General features: G+C 38.2%; 20 protein-coding genes. 3 read left to right on the forward strand and 17 right to left on the reverse strand.

The genetic code is table 11. The features are described 5' to 3' along the window. Positions 1 to 15: 15 nt before the first annotated feature. From DV942_RS15790 to DV942_RS15820, 8 genes are all read right to left on the reverse strand, one after another. Positions 16 to 3,903: a hypothetical protein gene (locus DV942_RS15790; RefSeq protein WP_145859045.1), complete on the reverse strand. Its 3,888-nt coding sequence runs from the start codon at positions 3,901 to 3,903 to the stop codon at positions 16 to 18. Position 3,904: 1 nt separating this feature from the next. Next, entirely contained in the window at positions 3,905 to 4,063 is a 159-nt protein-coding gene (locus DV942_RS23530) for a hypothetical protein (protein WP_186462322.1), read from the reverse strand. Positions 4,064 to 4,101: 38 nt separating this feature from the next. Further along, positions 4,102 to 4,440, reverse strand: coding sequence for a hypothetical protein (locus DV942_RS15795; RefSeq protein ID WP_186462323.1), 339 nt, complete (start codon positions 4,438 to 4,440; stop codon positions 4,102 to 4,104). A 134-nt stretch (positions 4,441 to 4,574) separates the two neighbouring features. Beyond that, positions 4,575 to 5,099: a hypothetical protein gene (locus DV942_RS15800; RefSeq protein ID WP_145859049.1), complete on the reverse strand. Its 525-nt coding sequence runs from the start codon at positions 5,097 to 5,099 to the stop codon at positions 4,575 to 4,577. 108 nt (positions 5,100 to 5,207) lie between these two features. Further along, the gene (locus DV942_RS15805; protein WP_145859051.1) at positions 5,208 to 5,585 is read right to left on the reverse strand and encodes a hypothetical protein; all 378 of its coding nucleotides are present in this window, start codon (positions 5,583 to 5,585) and stop codon (positions 5,208 to 5,210) included. Continuing rightward, positions 5,582 to 6,082 (reverse strand): hypothetical protein, encoded by a 501-nt coding sequence (locus DV942_RS15810; RefSeq protein WP_145859054.1) that lies wholly within the window; start codon positions 6,080 to 6,082, stop codon positions 5,582 to 5,584. Before DV942_RS15810 ends, DV942_RS15805 begins: the two co-directional genes overlap by 4 nt. 4 nt (positions 6,083 to 6,086) lie before the next feature. Next, positions 6,087 to 6,605 carry a CHAP domain-containing protein gene (locus DV942_RS15815; protein ID WP_145859057.1) on the reverse strand — a complete coding sequence of 173 codons (519 nt, stop codon included), beginning with the start codon at positions 6,603 to 6,605 and terminating at the stop codon, positions 6,087 to 6,089. Continuing rightward, positions 6,602 to 7,114, reverse strand: a complete 513-nt coding sequence (locus DV942_RS15820; RefSeq protein ID WP_145859059.1) for a phage holin family protein — start codon at positions 7,112 to 7,114, stop codon at positions 6,602 to 6,604. The genes DV942_RS15815 and DV942_RS15820 overlap by 4 nt, the downstream gene beginning before the upstream one ends. On the opposite strand from DV942_RS15820, the gene DV942_RS23535 reads away from it, so the two are divergent. The 3 genes from DV942_RS23535 (at position 7,114) to DV942_RS15830 (ending at position 9,684) form a co-directional block, all read left to right on the forward strand. Further along, positions 7,114 to 7,638 (forward strand): hypothetical protein, encoded by a 525-nt coding sequence (locus DV942_RS23535; protein ID WP_186462324.1) that lies wholly within the window; start codon positions 7,114 to 7,116, stop codon positions 7,636 to 7,638. The genes DV942_RS15820 and DV942_RS23535 overlap by 1 nt on opposite strands. A 380-nt stretch (positions 7,639 to 8,018) precedes the next feature. After that, positions 8,019 to 8,186 carry a hypothetical protein gene (locus DV942_RS23540; RefSeq protein ID WP_186462325.1) on the forward strand — a complete coding sequence of 56 codons (168 nt, stop codon included), beginning with the start codon at positions 8,019 to 8,021 and terminating at the stop codon, positions 8,184 to 8,186. Positions 8,187 to 9,255: 1,069 nt separating this feature from the next. Beyond that, positions 9,256 to 9,684 (forward strand): hypothetical protein, encoded by a 429-nt coding sequence (locus DV942_RS15830; RefSeq protein ID WP_145859063.1) that lies wholly within the window; start codon positions 9,256 to 9,258, stop codon positions 9,682 to 9,684. 43 nt (positions 9,685 to 9,727) lie between these two features. Here DV942_RS15830 and DV942_RS15835 read toward each other — a convergent pair whose 3' ends face one another. From DV942_RS15835 to DV942_RS15875, 9 genes are all read right to left on the reverse strand, one after another. Next, a complete protein-coding gene (locus tag DV942_RS15835) occupies positions 9,728 to 10,036 on the reverse strand; it encodes a hypothetical protein (protein ID WP_145859065.1) in 309 nt (102 codons plus the stop codon). A gap of 92 nt (positions 10,037 to 10,128) precedes the next feature. After that, a complete protein-coding gene (locus DV942_RS15840; protein ID WP_145859067.1) occupies positions 10,129 to 10,632 on the reverse strand; it encodes a DUF4468 domain-containing protein in 504 nt (167 codons plus the stop codon). A 102-nt stretch (positions 10,633 to 10,734) separates the two neighbouring features. Next, on the reverse strand, positions 10,735 to 11,061 hold the full coding sequence (locus DV942_RS15845; RefSeq protein ID WP_145859070.1) for a hypothetical protein: 327 nt from the start codon (positions 11,059 to 11,061) through the stop codon (positions 10,735 to 10,737). 74 nt (positions 11,062 to 11,135) lie between these two features. After that, a complete protein-coding gene (locus tag DV942_RS15850; protein ID WP_145859073.1) occupies positions 11,136 to 11,693 on the reverse strand; it encodes a DUF4468 domain-containing protein in 558 nt (185 codons plus the stop codon). 12 nt (positions 11,694 to 11,705) lie between these two features. Continuing rightward, on the reverse strand, positions 11,706 to 11,909 hold the full coding sequence (locus DV942_RS15855) for a hypothetical protein (RefSeq protein ID WP_145859076.1): 204 nt from the start codon (positions 11,907 to 11,909) through the stop codon (positions 11,706 to 11,708). A 289-nt stretch (positions 11,910 to 12,198) separates the two neighbouring features. After that, a complete protein-coding gene (locus DV942_RS15860; RefSeq protein ID WP_145859078.1) occupies positions 12,199 to 12,627 on the reverse strand; it encodes a hypothetical protein in 429 nt (142 codons plus the stop codon). After that, a complete protein-coding gene (locus DV942_RS15865) occupies positions 12,621 to 13,448 on the reverse strand; it encodes a P-loop NTPase family protein (protein ID WP_145859080.1) in 828 nt (275 codons plus the stop codon). Before DV942_RS15865 ends, DV942_RS15860 begins: the two co-directional genes overlap by 7 nt. Before the next feature lie 13 nt (positions 13,449 to 13,461). Then, positions 13,462 to 13,695, reverse strand: a complete 234-nt coding sequence (locus DV942_RS15870; protein ID WP_145859083.1) for a hypothetical protein — start codon at positions 13,693 to 13,695, stop codon at positions 13,462 to 13,464. Positions 13,696 to 14,085: 390 nt separating this feature from the next. Beyond that, positions 14,086 to 14,748, reverse strand: a complete 663-nt coding sequence (locus tag DV942_RS15875; protein ID WP_145859085.1) for a DUF3164 family protein — start codon at positions 14,746 to 14,748, stop codon at positions 14,086 to 14,088. Positions 14,749 to 14,773 lie beyond the last annotated feature (25 nt).

Consider the following 14,773-nt stretch of genomic DNA (forward strand, 5'->3'; position numbering starts at 1 on the left):
ATTGTCCTGAAGCGCTCATATTGTTGTTCTACCGTTTGCGGCTAATGCGTCGGCACTTTTGCCCATTTTCCTGTCAATACTTAATAATGCAGTTTCTATTCCTGGAAGTTTTTCGCTGTTGTTTGCCATACGCAACGTATTGGCCGCAATCTCGGACTGAATTAAAACCTGTGCCTTTAAACTATATAGTTGTTCAGCAGCTGATAAATTGATTGTTCTAAGGATCGAATTGCCTTCCAACACGCCAATACGAACACCATTCAAGGCACCAGCCACAACAGTTCCGGTAGCCTCTGTGATCTGCTGACCTACAGAACCAGACATACTATTTGCTGTATTGGAACCTTTAAGATCAGAGCCTGTTATTTTCTTTAAGTCCTCATATTTGCTTTTGGCCTGATCGGTCAGGTTCGTAAAAAGTTTTTGCAGGTCGGCAAATTCAGTATCTGTTAACTCATCACCGCTTTGCGCTTTCTTCGCGAACTCGTCATAAAACTTGTTCATCATTTCGGCCAGCACATTGTTCTTAAAAATGCTCAAAGCAGCATTATCCATTGTTTCTTTAAAGAAATCAGCAAAATCCTGCACACCTGTTTTACCTTCTTTAAACATGTTCAACAGACCGTCCGTTAAGCTGCCAGAACTTGTGCCTGTAAACAGTTCAGTTAATTCTTTGACCGCGCTGGCGTAGGCGCTGGCCACATCGTAACCCTTTTGTTCAAGTTCTTTCAACCGCTCTACCAACGCCTTTGCATCACCCTCAAGCTTACCTTGAGATAAAAGGCTGCTCAACTCTTCAAAAGTTTTCCCCTCCAGGCTTCCGTAGCTTTTGTCAACCTTTGCTTTTCTGAACCAGGTGCCATGAGTGTAACTTTCACTTTTAATGAAAGATTGTCCCTGAAGCTTAGCCATGATTTCTGCGCTTTCCTTCGCATACTCATCAAAGAGTTTCTTGCGCAATGCAAGTTCATCCCTCAACCCGTTCAGATTAGTCTTACCGTCGCGTATATTTGCTAACCGTCTTTCGTTTAACATGTCCTGGTAAGCGCGTTCGCCAGCAATTGCACTGGTATAAAAATCCTCAACCTCCTTACGAGCGGCTGCATTCATTTCCTTAACCTTTTTACCTATTGAAAAAAGGCCAGCAACCGCGCTGATAGCTTTAGTAACTCCACCAACGATATCGCCGCTTGCAAAACTTGCAAATGCACCAGCCGCATCAGAACCGACCGCCGCCAGCTTACCCAATGTATCAAGGGTATAACCCGCTTCAGTGCCTACACCGCCTACAGCTTCAGAAAGCTGGCTGAACGATCCTGATACCGCTCCTAAATCTTTTGATACACCAGCCGAAACGGTTGCAGCATCACCCTTTAAATATCCGAAGTTTTTAGCAACCTTATCGCCCCAGCTGGCCACACCATTGCCGTTAAAATCAATGCCTTTGATTTTAGCCTGAATAGTGGCAATCTCTTTTAATATGCGTTTCGTTTGTTCTGGAGATACTATATTATTTCCAGCTTCAGATTCATTTAATGCTGCAAAAAGCGTTTTTAATTTAGATTTTAAACTTTCTAAGTTCGCCGCATCAACACCAATTTTTAGAGCAAACTCAAGGCTATTTATGTCCTTTTGAATTTTATTTTTTAGATCACCTGTAATCGATCCGTCAGCAAGCAACTTTTTAAGTACCTCAATCTGATCTTTAGCGTCCTTTTTTGTGATTTCTAAAGTTTCTTCAGCCATTTTTTTATAGATGGCTGTTTTCGCTAAGGCTTCATCCTTTGCGGCATTTATCGCGTTATCTCTTTGCTCGTTTAAAGCCTTTTTTTGATCGTCTGTAATGGAGTTGCGTAAGTCAGCAGCTTTAGCCCGATATTCTTCGTTTATCCGATCAACTTTTTGATTGTATGTTAAGGCAGAATTGTAAGCATCCTGATAGCGCTTATCTTCAATGGCCCTTAGTTCTTTTATCTGTTTTTCTTGAGCATCCAAACGAGCCTGTTCGCCGCCAATTAACCCACCGCCAACAGTTCCTTTTAAAGCCAACCGTACATAATCCGCCTGTTTTTGCTTCAGTAGATCGGCACTACTTTTAACCTCCGTTCCGAAACGCTTATCAGCGGCCTGTTTACCAAAATTGGATTTGTAGTTTTCGTAATCTTCAAACAGCTGCTTTTGCTTTTCGTATGCTATCGTAGCTTTTTCAGTATCAATTTTATAACGCAAATCTCCAATTGCCTGCTGCATTATGTTCGCGGTTTCAGATTTAGGCTTTTTTCCCTTTTTTGGCCTATCTTCTTTAATTTCAAAATCTTCTAATTCTTTATTCGCCTCCTTTATCTTTACTTCCAAAGCGGCCTTTTTCGTTTTGAAATCCGCATTAGAATTATCCAGATTGTCTAATTGAAATTGTGCATCATCAACAATATTCTGATAAAATCCTTTATCTTTTCGGCCTGATTTAACGGGCTTTTTACTAAAGTTCTCATATTGCTTTTTAGCAAAAGCATCTAAATCATCTATTTGCTTAAGGATGGATTTATCTTTGCCGAATTGCTTCTGTAAAGCATCTTTAGCCTCTCTGTATTTTGCCTCTACAGCAGTTTCTTCATTTGATGCTTTATTTTTGAACCGCTGGTTTTTAACCTGGTCAGCTAGGTTATTAACTTTCTCGATGGCATCTTCATAATCCTGTTTAAGATCAATACGAGACTTAACCAAATCCTGCCTTTTTTCGGATATAGCCTTTTCAACAGATTGCCTTTTCAATGCATCTACATACAAATTGATAGCCGCTGTAGCTTCCTTTGTTTTAATCGTTTCTAAGGTGATATTACCTAAATGCTCTGGAGATATCCTGTTTATTTTATTAAGTGCTTCAGCCCTTAAATCTTTGGATACATTTTCATTTCTAGCAACATCCAAAAGAACCTGCAAATTGCTTTGCTCGGTATATAAAGCTTCAGATGATTTTTTTCTTACCTCATTAAGATTTTCAGCGGAAATCTTTAAAGTATCCAGCGCATCTTTACCCTCCCACAAAGCAGAAAGGTAATCCATGATAGGATCGATGGCGAATGCTAACAAACCCGAAACCCCAATGCCTGGCAATATATTTTCGATATATTTTAAAGCCGGAAAAACTTTGGTTAATAGATTACCTCCACTTTCAGCGATTGAATTACCAAATTTATCGAAAACGGATTTACCAACATTTGCTGTTTTTTCTATTTCTGCACGGATTTCTTCTAGTTGTTTATTATAGCTGGTAATTTCAGATAAGACATTTGAACCATTAGCTTTAGAAGCATAGCTTTTAGGAAGTTCCTGAAGGGTTTCTTTACTGCCTAAAGTTTCCGGTGTAGAACCGCCTGAAGCATCAATGCTAGTACCTAAACCTTCAAGCTGTTTTATCTTTTCAGTGGTTTGTTCAATTTTTGCATTATACTTCGCCAACAATTGCGGATTGAATGTTTCGCCGGCATATTTTTGATATATCATTAAGGCTTCTTTTGCCCTGTTAAGTTCGTTTGTAGACTGCTCAAATGATTTGGTTATATTTCTGCCCAAATCATCAAAACCAGCTTTACCTATGTTTGTTAAACGGACGATTTCCTCTTGAAATTCTTGTATTTGTGCGTTCGCAAGTTCAATGCTTTTTACGCTTGTGGCTTTGTCTGATTTTTCCTGATATTCAGCCAGCTTAATATTTAGCCCCTCAATTAAATCAATTTGGTCCTTAGTCGGTACTGCAAGTTTACTAACGCTGCTTTTAAATTTAGCGGCGGCACCATCAGCAGATTTGCCAATACTGTTAATACTGGTTTCTATACGTTTAACTTCCGCTAAGGCTTCGGGCGTGTTAAAAACAAAATCAATACCTAAATCCGAATTATTCATTTTATATCCCTAATATTTTAGCAAGTTCATCGCCTGTTACTTCTGTTGTTTTTTTCTTTTTACTCATGCCGGGGGCATCGGCTAACATCATGCGCAGGTTAACCCAGCTTATACCCCACATAATGTAATCATCACTCCAGCTAGTTTTTTCGGCTATCATGTATTTTATTCCCCAAAGGCTATTTAGGCCAGTTGCCTTTAACTCCTCTGTTCCATCGGACTCAGATTGGGCTTCATCATGTTCAGATGCGCTGTCAATCTGATAGTACTCATAAAATCATTTACACCATTAGCAATCAACACATTCATGATGTTGAGTAATGTTTTTTCGGATGTTCCGTTTACAAGCCAATAGGCGACCAAATGACTAAATAACCAACTGAAAAGCTTACCGCGCAAAATGTACATAGCCACTGATCTGGCGATTAAAAAAGCTGTTTTCTCCCGTACCTTTAAAGCTTCTGTCATGTTTTCGGCGTCAACGCCTAACTTTTGCGCTTTTAAATAAAGGCTGGCGGCTCGGATAGATGTGCCCATGTATGGGTTTTTAAGCGTAAAACGTATTGTTTTAATAAAGAATAACCTAAAAAACATAGGCGCTCTAACCACAAATGGAACGCCTATGTCTAATAAGGTTTCAGCCGCTTTCAATTCCGTGCTGAAACCTTTCATTATACTACAACAGCTGGTTTACCATAGGTAAAAGATGAAACACCAGTTTTAGCAGGTTTAAGAACCTTGCATTTAACGCGTACAACATTGACGTCACTAGTCGTAAATACACCAACTAAAGCCGCTTGCACCTTAACACGAGGATATAACCAATCCTTACCCTGAGTATCAGTAGCTTTCAAAGTTTTTTCCACATTAGTATTACCTAATGGTTCGTTATATAGCATGTTTTCACCATCACCAGTTACAGTACCGCCAGTTAAATCGGCCAATACTTCGGGGTCGAAAGTTAAAAGGTCGAATGTAATTTCCTTGATGCCTCGTTTTGAAATGGTAATAGCTGGCGCGCTATCATCGCCTTCTTCAAAAAATTCGGTATCGGTATTTTCAGCTGGAGTAATACGCAATGTATTTTCTCTCACTTTGCCAGGTGAAGTTAGAACTGTACCAGCCCCACCGTCTACAGCAATAGCACCCATTACTAAGCCGTTAATTTTTAGTCCGTATGAAAATGATTGTGACATTTTTTAAAATTTTAAATGGTTTTTAAATAATTGATTGTTTTAAATATTTGATTGTTTTAAATTATTCGCCAGTATCAGCCGTTTTTTCGGCTATTTTGTCTGAATGGCTTATTTCAGCTTGGGAATATCAAGCATGTTGTTTGGCTTTTTATCGTACAATTCGATATAGCGCTTAACCAATTCGGCTTTTTCATGCGATTCTGATAATTCAGACTTTGTCGCTATTGGAATAATCTGGATTTGAACTTCAGTATCTCCACTTAAACCAGTAGCTGCTTTGTTGGCTAAGGCTTTTGTAATGGTCTCTGATCTCAGGATCGAAGCCCTTGTTACTGGCGTTAAAGTCTTATCAGATAAGCCAACCGCCCAGTTTGAAGCGTAGTGTTCTGCCTTAAACATATTACCATCACTGGTTAAATAAACCGCTTTTGTTTCGGTGTTTTTTTCGAAAAACTCTTTGACTCTCTCTAAATTTTTTGTTTTCATGTAAACTTTTTGTAAGCCCAATAAACCAATAAAATGATTGCTACTATAGATAGTAAGGTTAGCCTCTTTGTCCATTGGGAAGACTCAACTGTTTCCTTGTTTTGTTGATTAAAACTTGATTCTGCGTTCTTTTTAGCCGCTGTTGTATTGCTATCTACCACCGTCAATTCTGATCGTGCCACCGGCTTTGCTTTGGCCGCAAAAATCAAAACCTTGCCTTTGCCTCTTTTTTTGAAAGTCAGTTTTATTCCGGTACTCTCGAAAACAGCGCTATCGCAACCCAGACTATCAGGGTTGTAAGCACCTTGAAGCACATCACCGTAAAAGCTGGTAACAAGCTTTGTTTTTTTGTAGTGCTGGCTTAGGCTGTCTATAACAACATTGTTTAATATTTGGGTATTCAGGCCTTTTTCCCGAACCCTGCAACTGGATAGCATCAATAATCCTAAGACAAGAAAGACTAATAATTTCCAGCATTTAACCTGTATATTTTTCATCGCCTTACACTTCAAATGGGTAGATATATCCAACGACATTTAAACCATCGGCCTTAAAACCGCGGGTAATTGTCCTTAATTTAATCGCCACCGTATCGCCTTCACGACTGCCAGTAGAATTGGTATTACCTTCTACCGTTTGCATGGTATTGCTGGCATAAACTGAATTAACTATAATGCCATGATGACCACGCGATGTATCACCCATCCTAAATACAACAATAGCGCCGTTTTTGGGCGTTGTTCCTGTTGCAAATGTGCCATTGGCTTTCACGCGGTTAAAGGTGTCGACAGCGCCGCCAGTGAAGCAATTTCTAATTACAGCAACGAAAGCTTTGTTATCGGAATATGCTTGCAGGTAAGCGTTTTTAGTGAAAAATGCACACCATGCAGCACCAACATACCAGCCAACCGCAATCATTAACTTTTCAAACGCCGCATTCCAAAAACCTTTGTTGCCTGTTTTTTCTTTTATGCCAACGTAGCTTTTAGCTATCGTGATTATTTTTTCTGTTCTGTTCATGATATTAGATTGTTGAATTTTTGCTGAATTTTTGCGATCCAGTGCGTTTTATCCTTACCGCTGATCACGGCTAGGTTTTCAAGTATACTTACTACGTTTTCAAGAATGATTTGGGCCAGTAAGAATAAATGCAGCCAATCGAACATGAAAGCAGCAGCCGCTTTTCCGTGCAATTTGAAGCTTTCAGCCATCACATATGGCAATGAGATTAGCACCAGGTAGTAAAACACCTTAAATGAAAATCGACTTAGCTTCATGCTGCTAATTGCTTCCTTACAAATACTGGCAGCAATAAGGCCGCTCGTCAACTCAGCAATAAAAACTAAGATTAAGACAGCGAACGCATAAGCATCTAACCCAAAAACCCTATCTACGAATGGGAATATTGATAGGCTAAAACCAGCACTTAGCACCGTCCACCCGTATTTTGACGATGGCAACAAACTTTGCCCAAATTCTGCCCAGCTATGATAATCGAACTTAGCAAGCATCTTATTTAAAAACTTCATTGGATTTTTTACTTAAAGCTAAAATTGTAGTTTCCGCGTCATTGGAAAATGCTCGGATGTGCATCCAAAGCATTAATGGATTTTTATCGTATTGCGTTAAATCAATTCCATCAGTTAATACACGAAAGCCGTATCGGTTAATATTTTCACCAGTAAGAATAATACGCTTGCTTGCTCTTTTCATTTGCCGCTTTTTCCTTTTGTTGGCACAAACATACTCCTTCAAAAACAGCCAAAAAAATTGGTTTGCAGTATCACAGCAGCATGTTTACGTTATTCCGGCAATAAGTGCCGTGATAGCGCAACCCAGTTTTTTTAGTCTATATATAGCATGCATTTTTGAAGTGTTATGGCAAAAAAACGACTTACAAAAGAGGAACTGGAATGCTAAAGTCCTGTACCTGCATAAAAACATTACCAACCAAAAAGCCCTGGCTGAACGCGTTGGAACTAGCGGCAACACGATCAGCAAATGGTTTGTAGAAGGGAAATGGGCGAACCTTAAAAAGAAAACTGGTTTTTAGGTTCAAATAGCTATGATAATGCAGTAAGACTTTAAGGCCGTAAATCAATTTTAGAAAACAATTCCCGTTTAATTGCTGATTACGTAATACAGAAAAGTTATGGCAACTGGAGTGAAGGCAAATTTATCACCCTTAAAGGTGTAGACTTTACGAGCCATCGGCTCGGGGCAAAGCCCCAGAGGTAGCCGTAATGACGAGGTAAGACCTGACGGGATTATTGTTGATGATTTTGACACGGATGAAGATTGCTGAAACCCTGACACGATTACAAAAAAATATGACTGGTTTGAAAAGGTTTTAATTCAAGCACGATCAATTTCTTACCAGTAATATTCAAACCATTAACGCAAGCCGTAAAGGCAGCAGAAAAATTTAACAACATGGATTTTATAACCAAACAAGATTTTTTAACGCACATGTACGAAAGTAGTATAGATGCGATCAGCGACAACGATGATGAAATATTAAACCATGCCATTGCCACCGCAATGGCTGAAGCTTCAGGCTACCTAAGCCGCTTCAACACAGATATAATTTTCGTTAGTTAGGATAAAATTAAGTACGCCAACCTCCGCATATACATTAAAGATATGTCTAAATGGCATTTTATCAATATCTGTAATGTCAACGTTGATATTGAGATAGCCCAAAAAACACTATAAGGCTGCTCTTGCTGAATTAGGCAAAATACAAAGTGGTAGAACCGTTCCTAAAGCATGGCCGTTAGCCGACGAAGATTTACTGGAGGATTTTCGGCCTTGGTATCATTGATGCCACCTGGGATGGTTTGATGAAAACCATCGCCTAGAAGTGGCTAAGACATTTCAGGAAATGGGCGGGGCCGGTGTGATCATTCGCTCTGATGGAACAAAATTACAAATCCATCAAAATACAGGTAAGATTAAGCTTAAAAGGATGAATTTGAGTTGTATTTTAAAATGGCAAAAGAATTGAAAATTCCTTTTGATGCTAATTTCTTTTATGAGAAATACGGGATGCCACGCCAAAAAAGAAATAGGAGCAGTTAAAAAAAGCCATTTGGGGTAGTGCAAATGCGCTTTTTGAAGATAAAGAGGAAGAAGAAAAAGCCGATACCCCTACACCTTTAAAAGGAAAGAAAGCCAAAACCCCATGAAACAACAAGGAAGAAATAGGCGTTAGCCCTACCTTTTGGAAAAGTATGTTAGTAAATGTTTCCAATCCGCCCCGATAGTGATGATCGGGGCGAAAACTTGCCAGTGTGGCGAAACCTATGCAATTAATTTAAACTTTAAACCTAAAGATTTCGATGTAAAAGCTTAGCTGAAGCAATAGGTAAAGCACAAGGCAAAGGCTATCTGTATAGCGATTTGTTTACTGGAATGCTGAAAACGTATGAATGGGTTTGAAGAAGGCTGGAAAAACAAAGAAGGCGTTAACCTTACTGATATTGGTTTTGACTATGGCGTTACTGACCCTAAAATGCATATAGCATTGAAATGAACCTGTTCGTTTCTCTGCTGGCAAGCATCTTATTACTCTATTGAAGTAAATAAAATATACAGAAACAGCAAAAGTTTTGATGATTTTATACAGTTAGCATTAATAGAAACATAAAATCACTTAAAAACAAGTTAAATGAAAAAGATATATTTAAAAACATTGGAGCGTTTCAAGGAAATGCCATCAATAAAATTTGTAGATAAAGACAGGGCACAAATAGACACCGGCGAAAGCCCCGTCGTCCAGTTTCCATGCGCATTGATTTCTATATCACTACCAAAGCGCAAAAACCTTACAGAAACTTTACAGCTATGCGAATGCAATATTACCATTCGAATAGCACAAGAACGCTTTGCTGATAGCAGCAGTTTAAGCGACACACAGCAACTTAATTTAGCGCTGCAATATTATGACACCATTGAAGAAGTAGAGGCGTTATTTCAAGGCTTTGGAGATAGCGAAATGAACCGTTGGGAATGCATTAGCAGCATTGAAGAACAACGTACAGATTTAGATGTAATGGTATTTGTGTTTAAAACAGGGTTTACTAAACAGATTGATTAATTAAAATTAAAAAGCCCCGAATGTTCGAGGCTTTTGTTTTTATCTAATTCCAGTTAAAGTGTGGGTAGCGTTGCTTTAATTGCTTACGGCTCGGTGCGTTTAGGGCTATATCTTTTAGCAGTTCGTTATTTTCGGTCAATCTATCAGCAATCGTACGGCCACTTATAAAAAATTCCTTTTCCATATCTAAGATCGCATCATCAAATCTTTTACGCTCCAGATGGTAATAATAGTAAAAACGGTAACTCATACATGTATCCCGATCTAATGCATATACGTTTCTTTTGCCCTTGTTTTTGGCTTCGGGTGCAGGCGGGAAAATTGAGGTCAGTGTTTGTGAGCCGCGTATCATGAATTGTGCTTAGTTGCACAAAAATAATATCTAGTCATTCGTTTTGCAAAATGGATTTTGAACATAAAAAAAGCACCAATTTGGGCCTTAAATTAAAAATCATTTTCGGGCTTTTTGTTGATCCGGTAGGCTATATCTTTTATCAATGATATTGCTAATTGCCTTGCTGCTTTATTCTGTTCAGGATCGAAATTCTTATTAGCAACTCTCAACTGACTTTTTGAAAGACTTAAACCCGGAATAGGCTTATCATACTCTAAAGCTGAAAGAACTACCTTAAACTTGTTATCCTTATTATACACCTTACATTTGAAATACAAATTAGTAATGTCAGATTCAATTACGCCATTAAAAGAGACTTCGCCTAAATCAGCATCTTTCATTTCGATCACAGAACGGGAATCTTTAAAAGACGTGGTTAGGTAATTGAGCGTATTACTATATAACTGCTGTTTTGTCAAACTCGAAACAATAACTGTATCTAAAGTATGTGCTGGCTGATCTGTGTAAGCACTTTCAATACTATCATCTGACTTAAAAGTTTGCGAGAAACTTATCAAAGGAATTGAGATCAAAAATAAAGTAAGCTTTTTCATGCCGTAAAGATATTAAATTGCGTTCAAGTGCTTTGCATACATTTTTTCGAATTGGGTTAAGTAAAATTAAAAGGCCCTAATGTCCGGGGCTTTTAATTTTATCTAATTCCAGTTAAAGTGTGGGTAGCGTTGCTTTAATTGCTTATGGCTTGGTGCGTTTAGGGCTATGTCTTTTAGCAGTTCGTTATTTTCGGTCAATCTATCAGCAATCTTACGGCCACTTATAAAAAATTCCCTTTCCATCAACATTATTGCATCATCAAATCTGGCGCGCTCCAAATGGTAATAATAGTAGAAACGGTAACTCATACAGGCATCACGATCCAGGGCGTAAACATTCCTTTTGCCTTTTTTTTGGCTTCGAATGCTTGCGGAAAAATAGAGGTTAGTGTGTGCGAGCCGCGTATCATTAATATTGCTTGGTTGCAAAAAAATAACAATGGTTTCAACCTTTTACAAATTGGGTTTTCAACATAAAAAAAGCCCCAAATTTGGGGCTTAAATTAAAAATCATTTTCGGGTTTTTTGTTGATCCTATAGGCAATATCCCTTATCAAACCTAAAGCAGTTTCTTTAGCTACTTGATTGTTTGGTTTATAGAATTCCTTTCTTAATGTAGATTGTAATTCATCCTGTGAGAAATAGAAAGAAGGGGTTTTCAACCTTGATAGAACAATCTTAAACTTACCTTCCTTAACATATATCTTACACTTAAACGAAAGAAAAGAATTACGTTCAATTGCACTTTTAATGGTTTCTTTTTTTGTTGTCTTAACCGCTACAGTATCTATATATACAAAAGGAACTATACCGTTAAAAGAAACTTCACCTAACTCAAAATCCTTCATTTCTAGAACGTTTCTACTGTCTTTAAAAGACTTTGTTAGATAACTTAACACATTGCTATATAGCTGCTGCTTAGTATTTAATGATACGCTAACCGTATCCAATAAGTAAGCTGGCTGATCAGTAAAGGTGCTTTCTGTATCATAATCAGGCTTAAACGTCTGTGATAATCCAATAAAAGGAATAAATACCAAAATCACAATAAGCTTTTTCATGCTGTGAAGATACTAAATTGCGTTCAGATGTTTTGCGTACATTTTTTCAAATTGGGTAACCAATGCAGGCAATTCGGCTACAGTATAATCATTAAACGGCTTATGAACTGGAACGCCGTATTTCATGCACCAGCCATTCACCTTAGCCATGTTTATTTTGCCGCCTGGCAATTTCCATCCCTTTTCATGGGCCATGCTCAATATTTTACGTTGCATTTTTTCTTTTGGTGTAGGCTCTTTACCTTCATCATCTAATGCTTAATCAGCAGCCAGGCTTCATGGCCGTACATTTCTCTAACACTGGTAGTACGGCCATCGCTATGATTTAGCTAATTCAGGATGAACTCTATTAATCCCTGCTGATTCATTAATATTTTAATCTTGATTAGTTGGGGGGCGTTATCTTTTCCATCGTCCATTTTGTGATGAGTTACTTCTTTTGCTTTAAACATCTTAGCTATCAGCCCTGCTGATTTTGGCCTTCTGATTTGTTATAATATGCATTTTACTTTTCTCTATGCCATTCAACGTTAAAATATTCTTTCTTTAGATAGTTTTCGGGATGTGCTTTACCAATCCCCGTGCGCTGTATATAGCTATCGTAAGGCTTTATATTCATTATCGCCGCCATCCGTTCAGCATCGCTCATTTTCCTCCACATTGGTTCTGTACGCTTTCGGTTTATCTTCTTATCGTACTTATCCCAGAAGGTTTCAAAACTTAAATCTGCTGGCACTTCTTTTAAATTACCTTCAATAAGCTTGCTAATTTCCTTTAGACTACCATCGCCTAAAGGCAATTTTCTAAGTAACCATTCTTTTTGAATGGGTGTCATTTCCGTTTCATTTAAAAAATAAACAAGGAAACCGCCACCATCATAGCCAAAAGTTACACTTCCTGTAAACTTAGGACTGGTCAAAATGTACTTTAACATGCCGCTAAAGGGTTTTTTGATACTTTTAGCCCATCTACTTTAACGGGCTGTTTGGCTTTTACCCCTATACTTTCAATAGGGGGTATTGCCGAATTACCCCTATCTTTAGGGATGGGTATAGCTTCAGCGCCCCCCGCTAATGGCAGGGCTGTTTGTCCTTTTAGTCTCATACTAAAGAATGCCGGATTACGTTCCCTAGCCTTTTGTTCATAAACGATATACGGCTCACCCCCCCCGTATCTATTCTTTTCTGCTTCAGCAATGAAATCTTTTACGCGGATACCCATGCCACCATCAAACAAAACATCTCGGCTAACAGACTTTTTAAGATTGCCAGACTTATCAGCGTGTGCAATGAATATGAAAGTCTTTTTACCGTCAAAGCGTTCTTTCAATAGTTTGTAATCATCAAATGAAAAACCCGTATAATCCAGACTATCGATAAAAATGTATTCTGGACTTCCTTTCTTTGACAAGTAATTATATAAATCCTCTAACAAGCTCACACCTTTTTCAAGATTGGCCAAAGGATCAATAGGAATGAAGTTGCCGCTTTCTTCCTCCATTTTGTTTCGTTTTGTAGCGGTCTGTAAATCGAAGCCGTGGCGTTGCTCATAACTTAACCAGGCTACCCGCCCGTGTTTAGCCAATTCTTTAGCCAGCTGCACACAAAATTCGGTTTTACCGTTTCCGCTATAGCCGTAAATTACGCATATGAAGTGTCGGGTAACATTGCCCAAGACCCCTGCAAACTTGCTACCTTTTAAATCTAAAAGGGTAAATGTTTTTTGATGAAATTGTTTTATTCCCAATGGTTTCATTTGTAATCGTCTTTTATAATGGGTTACTATTAAATTCTTTTTCTGAAATCCATGTAATAGAGCCAGCTTCGTTAAACGCTTCCCTCAAACGGTCTAATGCTTCCATTTCAGTTATAGCATAAAGAAAACCTATACTATTGCAGTCGTCCTTCCAAAACCATTTTCTAGCGTTCTTACTAGGCAAACTATATCTGCTTTTAATCTCCAACTCCTTGTTAATGAATAACATTATTAATTGCTTTGACATATTATCGTGTATTTATCCGATATTCTAAATTATCGGGTTATTAGCCGATATGGCGCAGAAATACCACGGCTGTATTACTTTTTACTTCTTCAGGGAACTTACTCCCATGTTTACACGCCGTAATGCTGTACGTTGCATAAGCAGTTTGTTTCGCTTCACCCTCTATCCGCTCAAAAACCTTTTTGGTTTTATCGCTGGCTTTATAGAAAGTATCGCCAATAGCTAAAGTGCCTGCTGTAGTTAACTCATTCCTTTTTATTTCATTATCAGCTTATCTTTTATAGATAGATACACACTATTTTCAGCGCATTTACAATCATAAGGGGTAATCACTTCTTTCTTGCAACCAACCACAATCTTAATTTGACTTGAAATAATTTTGCCATGTCCTTAAAGTTTAGCAAAGTCCAAAACGATAGATAACCAGGCATCATCAACGCTATCACGGTAGTAAAATTGAGCGTAATATTTAGTATGTGCTGGCACGATGCTTTCTAAATAAAGATCAATTCCCTTATGCCAATTTGAATTAGCAAAGTCATCTTTCATTCCAGCCAAAAGCAATACATTGTCTTTATCTACTCTACCCTTTTTACGCTCGAGCAACTTTTTAATTAATTTGTTGCGTGGATCAGATTCGCTGTCATCACTAAATTCATCTGTCAAAAACTCCAGAATGTATTTTTCTGCCTGTGTAGCACGTTCATCGAACATCGTTGCATCATGTCTTTTAAATTGCACTTTCATTGTGCTTTCACTGTTTTCAATAGTAAAAGTACCTTTGCCTTTCTCATGGCGTGAGCTGTGTTCCTGAAGCAGCTTATACATCGCTTCAAGGTCATTGTAAGCATTGGTTTTAAAAGCCTTTAAAGCGCCATTAAAGTGCATCGCACTGCCTACCAATTCATTAACAGTACCATCCCTAAGCACTTCGTAATCTTTACGTTTTTGAATACGTTCGTTTTGTTCTTCGCTTTCTTTGTCAGCCAATAGGGCTTTTAATTCTGCTGCTGATAATTCGTTTGCTGGTTTACTTAATGTTACTGTGTTCATATTCTGCTGTTTTTAACTGTTCTTT

The organism is Pedobacter suwonensis (genome assembly GCF_007833675.1).
Taxonomy (GTDB): Bacteria; Bacteroidota; Bacteroidia; order Sphingobacteriales; family Sphingobacteriaceae; genus Pedobacter; species Pedobacter suwonensis.